Consider the following 4888-nt stretch of genomic DNA (forward strand, 5'->3'; position numbering starts at 1 on the left):
ATGCCACCCCTGCGTCGCTGCGCTCCGACTGCCCGGCCGGATGGCCGTGGAACAGGTGGCCAGATGGCCCTGGAATGCCTGGCCAGATGAGAGCGGACTGGGTGGCCGGATGGCGTGGAATCCGCATCCATTTTTTCAAAGATCGGTTTCTTCGAGGATTTGACTGCGGATATAGCAAAGAATGGGTGCCTGCGTGCGAGCATTACATTATCGAGTTCGGTGAGATTGAGTCTGCAAAGACATATGAAGATGTGATCGAGCGGCTTTCGGAAGAGTACAGACGTAGGACTGACAAGAGATATCTGCGTCGATACTTGCGACAGCGACTTCAAAAAGACCTTGGGATCTAGCCATGCGCCATAAAATTATTGAAGCCGTTCGTGCCGGTGAGCAGCGTGAAAGCGGGCTGTGCTTTGAGGCGTATCAAGACGCCAAGCGTGAGCTGAGAATGTCGGCGATGGAGATGATGGATCACTTCGTTATCTATCACACAGCTAAAAACAACTCAGAAGCCATGAGATTCGTCCTGGAATCCTCAGAATTGCGGGCAAATTTAACCATTGCGTTGTGCAAAATTTATTGGAAATACGAGTCGAAAACATGGCTTAAGAAGTATGAAGACCGCCTTGGCGACATTATCCGGATCAATATCCATGAAGCTGCCTAAGCTCATGACCACAGCAGAACTCAGGCTAACGGAGCTGGATATCCTATTAGCCGAATATGTGCTTGAATTTGGCACGGAAAGGTACTTATCCCTTACGTTTTTGAGCGAAGAACTGAGTCAGGAAGACGTTATGCGGCAGGAATTATGTGATGAATACATTCGAAATCCGGCTAAAAAGCACCTACAAAAGCACATGAAATGGCAACTAGGAAAGGACATGGGCTTATGAGCGATCAACTCATCGAAGCAATTGCATCTGTTAGAGCTGACATTGACTTGAGAATTTTTGAGCTCGCGATGAAAGCCGGGATTGCGCAGGAGGCCTTTGACGACGATGGGGTTCTGCCTGACGGCAGAGGGATGCTTCTGAAAGGTGAAGTTTTAAGGAGAGTAGTAAACATACTTGCTGATAGATACATAAAAAACCCGGAACAAAAACACCTTAAAAAGTACATCAAAATGAAATTGGATATGGATATCGGCCTATGACTCTGCACACAACCGACATCTTCAGGCTCACCCGCTGCCGGCAAAACCCAGAAATCCGAGACCGCATTGATTACATGACCGCGCTACTTTCGGACTATCTGCCAATGCTGACGCACCGAGATGCCTATGTTTTGATCGCAAAAATCGAGAAAGGCGACCTAGCAATTTCCTACATGCTTAACGATAGCGGGGAGGACATTTATTCCGTCATTTCCTACAGCAATTTGCTCTCGTACCTGCGCCAGATCGTGTATTACGGACATGATGACGGGCTGAGAGATAAGTACAAGGAGCAGCTGGTGCGAGCGGAGCTGAGAGTTTGATCCTTGCTCGGCTTTTTGATGCGGTCGAAGATGCCAAGGCAGAATTTGATTTAGACGTTAATGAGCTAGTTTTAATTCTAAGGCCTGAGATCAAAAGCGACATTCCAGGCCAGGGCACAGTATTGGACATGGAGTTCTTGCGCCGATTAATCGTATTTCTCTCTGATTTCTACGTTGAAAATCAGTCTAAAATACATCTAAAAAAGTATTTGGCAATGAAACTTGAGCTGGATATGGGAATGTAAGGCATGAGCCAGAGTGTTCAGGAGTACAGGCTTCAAGTAGTTGCTGACTACGTCAGCGAATTCTGCGTAACGAAGTGGAGCATTGTAAAGAAGTATGGCGAATCTGGGAGGTCTCATATCGTCTCAGATGAAGGGCTTTTTAGGGCTCTTACTACGTCTCCCGAAATCGAAAAAGCGCTCACGCTCAGGCTTGGGGAGCGCTATAAAGAAGATCCATCACGCGAACACCTGAGGAAATACGCCAGATTTCAGCTTGAACAGGACATGGGCATTTAAACGGTGGGAAAATCATGAGCGAAATCGACTGGCTAGGACAGTGGGAAGCCATCAAGAAAAAACGAATTCGCGCTGTAGATGATTTCAGAAATGAATTTTGCGTTACTAGACTGGAAATTCTCACTCGCTTTGGGGAGCCCAGCATTAGTTTTGTTATCTCAAGAGTTGGTATTCTCAGAGCCATTATATGTTCTAAAGCAACCAATACAGCGGTCTCTATTAAGCTGGGAGAGCGATACAAGCAAGATCCATCACGCCAACATCTCCGTAAATACGCCAGATTTCAGCTTGAAAATGACCTGGGAATGTAGCTTTTTGCGATCAAATTAACTTATTTTAATTCCGCCACACACTCAATAACGGAATCTAGGTCATCTTCTGGGATGTAAAATACCGCATCCGCACAGGCTTTTAAGGCCATAACCTGCATCGCCGTCGTCTGTTTTGAGTGCGGAATGTGCTTGATCACGTACCAGTCAAGGCTCAGACAATGAAGGCACACTTCTTCCGTCATAAGCTCTGACGGCAATGACTTGAAGTACGAAACAACATCAATTCCCTCTGCGCTCACAATAAACACACCCTAAAATGCCCTCGTTTCATTTTGAGCACAAACCTTTTTGGCCTCAAACAACACCCAAACCCAAGCCTACAGCAAGCCATCCAAGTTCAAAAACTCAAGCTCATCGCCGTTATCCGGTCTGGATTTGACCAGACTTACATACAAAGGCATGGGCAGCGGCAGGATATCAGCATCGGGATTAACTGCCATCGCCCTGAAATCTTGCTGCAACTCAGCCATTAAAACCGGATCAAGTGCGAAATTTGGCGGCAAAGGAAGTGGTGATTTTGCTTTATTGCTCATTACCACGCTCCGTTTTGTGCCGCCTTGAGTTGATTAGATCAGCAATGCCAAGAGAATTAATCTTCAAAAGTCATTTTAAAGTTACTTGATAAGTTAATGATGGAGCCGGCAATAGCTCAATTTTCTTGTGCCTGTATCTGCCCATGCGCCGGCCTCATACTTGACATTAAATTGGCTTTCGATATGTTGGAGATTATATTGTTTTTTTGATTATAGCTCATTTAGATAGCATGCATATATAACAATAATAATGAAGGTGATGCATGTTGCATAGTGAGGCATCACCCCCAAAAAGAAGTTTGCCCTCGCGGCCTGATCTCTACTTATGGCCTGTACTAAAAATGGGCGGATTACCGTTATTTTTGGCATTTATCTGAAAAAAACCATATTGCTTAATACACCTAACGCACTAACTCCCCAATTCTTTTTGACGGCAACCACGGATTTAACACACACGTTAAATACCTATGAAAATATTCCAAAACATACCTGAAATTGGTCGCTCGTCAACATTTACTTATGACAGGATGAAAGAGATAATATGTTTACTGACTCAAGAAGAGATCAGCGACAAAAAGAGAGCAAGACCATGAATAACAACAACTCAATGTACATGAATTTGGGAACTGGCAGCGTAGATACCATGGAAAACTGGGAAGCAGATTCGGTAAATTTTTGCACGGAAGAAACAAGTGCCAAAGACCAGCTAAAGAGCCTGGTGGAAGTAGTGCTTGACGCGGATGGTGGCTGGGTAGAAGTGTAACCTCATAACATACCAAGGGCCTGCTGGCCCTTTTCAAATGCCACAAACTTAATACCCGCCTAATTTTATCTAATTGTCTTTAGCAAAAAAGCCGAACATACCAAAAACCAGTTAAGTGTCAACGTATACAGCCGCAAGGATGAAGGAGATAATATACTTACTGACTCAAGATAATTCAGAACATAATAAGAGATAGCTATCATGAACGTACAACTCAACAACCTATTTAATACTGCACGCAAAGTCCTCGGTGAAGCAGCAGTCATCGAAATCATTAAAGCCACTGACGCCAAGTTTCAAACTACAACAATTAAAGGACTCGGGCACTCACGCGCACAGCTTGGTTTGAGCTCAAAAAATATATCTTGGATTATGCGTTACTCTCGTTATGTCAAGGTCTCGACGGGCATTGGCTCCAACAACTTCAAGATCATGTTTCCATTTGAGTTTGCAAGCTCACTAAAGAATGCACTGTTACGCGCATGTTCTGATAAAAATGCCAAAAGCACCTGCGTCCGCCCAGGCACTCATGGCGTATTCACGTAAAATGAGTTTCGGTCAAATACTTATTGCTGAAGCTAGGGCTTAGTTTGTCGTGCTGATAGAATCGCGCAATTTGGCGCAAGCCGCGCGCCTAGTGTAACCAAAAGGAATTCCCCCCGATACCAGCCCTCTTTGCTCTGCTATAGGGTTATATGAACGAAGCAGCGAACGCTCAATACATTTGTCGGCAAACATGAAGCAGCAATTCGTACACAGGATTAGATGCCCTACAATTCTACAGTTTACTTAGGGAAAAAAAGACTTCCCGAATCTGCGCTTGCGCGCAACGCGCCATGCCTGGCGCACAACGACAAAACCGCCCGAAGGCGGCTTTGTCGTACGTCTAGCTTCCAACTACCTATACGGCAGAGGTTCCCCGAGGGGACGCTGTACAGATTGCTCAGCTCTTACGGGCTTTGCTTTTCTGTAAACTGCCTACATGGCAGAAGCTCCACAAGGGAACGGTGTAAAGCTTACTCAGCTTTACGGGCGTTACTTTTCTCTAAACTGCCTAAACGGCAGAGAACAACATCCCCACTAACGTGGGTAATTACATCATTTCGCTCAGCTCTTACGGGCTTTGCTTTTCTCGGCGATTTTCAAGGTAGTTGTCGCGTGAGCGTGTCACGCTGCCTTTGATGTTTGCTGCAGTACCGCTTCCCGCTCCGGGTTCAGGCACACGATTGGTGCCAGCACCCAGTTCCTGATGTTGCCGCT

10 protein-coding genes are annotated in these 4888 nt (G+C 45.6%); 9 read left to right on the top strand and 1 reads right to left on the bottom strand.

Annotation, left to right across the window (positions count from 1 at the left end):
- Nucleotides 1-352: 352 nt before the first annotated feature.
- From HBN63_RS21300 to HBN63_RS21330, 7 genes are read left to right on the top strand one after another with little or no spacing between them, the layout of a single operon-like run.
- Nucleotides 353-667, top strand: a complete 315-nt coding sequence (locus tag HBN63_RS21300) for a hypothetical protein (RefSeq protein WP_170050802.1) — start codon at nt 353-355, stop codon at nt 665-667.
- Nucleotides 654-896 carry a hypothetical protein gene (locus HBN63_RS21305; protein ID WP_170050803.1) on the top strand — a complete coding sequence of 81 codons (243 nt, stop codon included), beginning with the start codon at nt 654-656 and terminating at the stop codon, nt 894-896. Before HBN63_RS21300 ends, HBN63_RS21305 begins: the two co-directional genes overlap by 14 nt.
- The gene (locus HBN63_RS21310) at nt 893-1156 is read left to right on the top strand and encodes a hypothetical protein (RefSeq protein ID WP_170050804.1); all 264 of its coding nucleotides are present in this window, start codon (nt 893-895) and stop codon (nt 1154-1156) included. Before HBN63_RS21305 ends, HBN63_RS21310 begins: the two co-directional genes overlap by 4 nt.
- A complete protein-coding gene (locus HBN63_RS21315) occupies nt 1153-1479 on the top strand; it encodes a hypothetical protein (protein ID WP_170050805.1) in 327 nt (108 codons plus the stop codon). Before HBN63_RS21310 ends, HBN63_RS21315 begins: the two co-directional genes overlap by 4 nt.
- On the top strand, nt 1476-1724 hold the full coding sequence (locus HBN63_RS21320) for a hypothetical protein (protein WP_170050806.1): 249 nt from the start codon (nt 1476-1478) through the stop codon (nt 1722-1724). Before HBN63_RS21315 ends, HBN63_RS21320 begins: the two co-directional genes overlap by 4 nt.
- Before the next feature lie 3 nt (nt 1725-1727).
- Entirely contained in the window at nt 1728-2000 is a 273-nt protein-coding gene (locus HBN63_RS21325) for a hypothetical protein (protein WP_170050807.1), read from the top strand.
- Between the two features lie 14 nt (nt 2001-2014).
- Entirely contained in the window at nt 2015-2311 is a 297-nt protein-coding gene (locus HBN63_RS21330; RefSeq protein WP_170050808.1) for a hypothetical protein, read from the top strand.
- A gap of 338 nt (nt 2312-2649) precedes the next feature.
- Here HBN63_RS21330 and HBN63_RS21335 read toward each other — a convergent pair whose 3' ends face one another.
- A complete protein-coding gene (locus tag HBN63_RS21335) occupies nt 2650-2865 on the bottom strand; it encodes a hypothetical protein (RefSeq protein ID WP_170050809.1) in 216 nt (71 codons plus the stop codon).
- A gap of 589 nt (nt 2866-3454) precedes the next feature.
- Here HBN63_RS21335 and HBN63_RS21340 point away from each other — a divergent pair.
- Nucleotides 3455-3628: a hypothetical protein gene (locus tag HBN63_RS21340; RefSeq protein WP_170050810.1), complete on the top strand. Its 174-nt coding sequence runs from the start codon at nt 3455-3457 to the stop codon at nt 3626-3628.
- 201 nt (nt 3629-3829) lie between these two features.
- Nucleotides 3830-4174 carry a hypothetical protein gene (locus HBN63_RS21345; protein WP_170050811.1) on the top strand — a complete coding sequence of 115 codons (345 nt, stop codon included), beginning with the start codon at nt 3830-3832 and terminating at the stop codon, nt 4172-4174.
- The last annotated feature ends 714 nt before the right edge of the window (nt 4175-4888 follow it).

This window comes from Pseudomonas sp. WS 5011 (genome assembly GCF_012985775.1).
GTDB classification, from domain to species: domain Bacteria; phylum Pseudomonadota; class Gammaproteobacteria; order Pseudomonadales; family Pseudomonadaceae; genus Aquipseudomonas; species Aquipseudomonas peli.